Here is a 1,285-nt window from a genome sequence, read left to right on the forward strand (position 1 = left end):
TGACGTGCTCCCGTTAAATTAGTCCATTCTCAACTGGAATTTTCCAATAATGCCCCGGTTACGGGCTGAGGAGAAACCGATGAAGAAGACGAAGTTTACAGAAGCGCAGATCGCCTTCATTTTGAAGCAGGCAGAAGACGGTGTTGCGGTGGCGGAAGTCTGCCGCAAGGCAGGGATTTCCGACGCGACATTTTACAATTGGCGCAAGAAGTATGCGGGCTTGATGCCCTCGGAGATGCGGCGGTTGCGGCAGCTTGAGGAGGAGAACGCCAAGTTAAAGCGGATCGTTGCGGACCTGTCGCTGGACAAGGCCATGCTGCAGGATGTTCTGCAAAAAAAGCTGTGAGGCCTGCACGCAAACGCCAGCTTGTCGACGAGCTGCGATCGGTTTGGAAAGTGTCGACGCGTCGCGCCTGTTCGACGCTGAAGATCGATCGTGCGTTGTACGTCTACAAGTCGAGGCGTGGCGAGCAGGCTGACCTCAAGGCGCGGATCAAGGAGATTGCCGAGACGCGGATGCGTTATGGCTATCGGCGTATTCACGTGCTGCTGCGGCGGGAGGGATGGCAGGTGAATCCGAAGCGAATATATCGGCTTTATCGGGAGATAGGCCTGCAACTGCGCAACAAGACACCGAGGCGGCGGGTGAAGGCCAAGCTGCGCGATGATCGCAGTGCCGCGGTTCGGCACAACGAGACCTGGGCGATGGACTTCGTACATGACGAACTCGCCACCGGTCGTAAAATCCGGATGCTGACCATCGTCGACACCTTCTCGCGCTACTCGCCCGCCGTCGACGCCAGGTTCTCTTATCGCGGCGAGGATGTCGTTCATACCTTGGAACGGGTCTGCCGTGAAACCGGCTATCCAAAGGCGATCCGTGTCGATCAGGGCTCGGAATTCATCTCCCGCGATCTCGATCTGTGGGCCTATCACAAGGGCGTAATCCTCGACTTCTCCCGCCCCGGAAAGCCGACCGATAATGCCTTCATCGAATCTTTCAACGGCAAGTTCCGTAGCGAATGCCTGAACGCCCACTGGTTCATGAGCCTTGACGATGCCCGGCGAAAAATAGAAGATTGGCGTAAGGACTATAATGAGGTCCGGCCCCATAGCGCCATCGGCAATAAACCGCCGATATCGCTCATAAACGGCTCATCGGCTCCACTGCCGGCATGAGCCTTAACCCCGGAAAATTCCAGCTCCGGGTGGCCTAAAGACGGGGAGCACGTCAAAACCAGAACAGAGCTAACTTATAAATGCGGACACAAAGGGGAGCAGGTCA

At 56.5% G+C, this 1,285-nt stretch carries 1 protein-coding gene; it reads left to right on the plus strand.

Going from position 1 to position 1,285, the window contains the following annotated elements:
* The first annotated feature begins 79 nt into the window (after positions 1-79).
* Positions 80-1,179, plus strand: a protein-coding gene (locus ABKW30_RS29210; protein WP_348602480.1) for an IS3 family transposase whose coding sequence is annotated in 2 segments (ribosomal slippage) — positions 80-332 and positions 332-1,179 — 1,101 coding nt in all. Because the reading frame shifts where the segments join, the coding sequence is not laid out codon by codon here.
* The last annotated feature ends 106 nt before the right edge of the window (positions 1,180-1,285 follow it).

The sequence above is a fragment of the Phyllobacterium sp. SB3 genome, from assembly GCF_040009165.1.
Classification (GTDB): domain Bacteria; phylum Pseudomonadota; class Alphaproteobacteria; order Rhizobiales; family Rhizobiaceae; genus Phyllobacterium.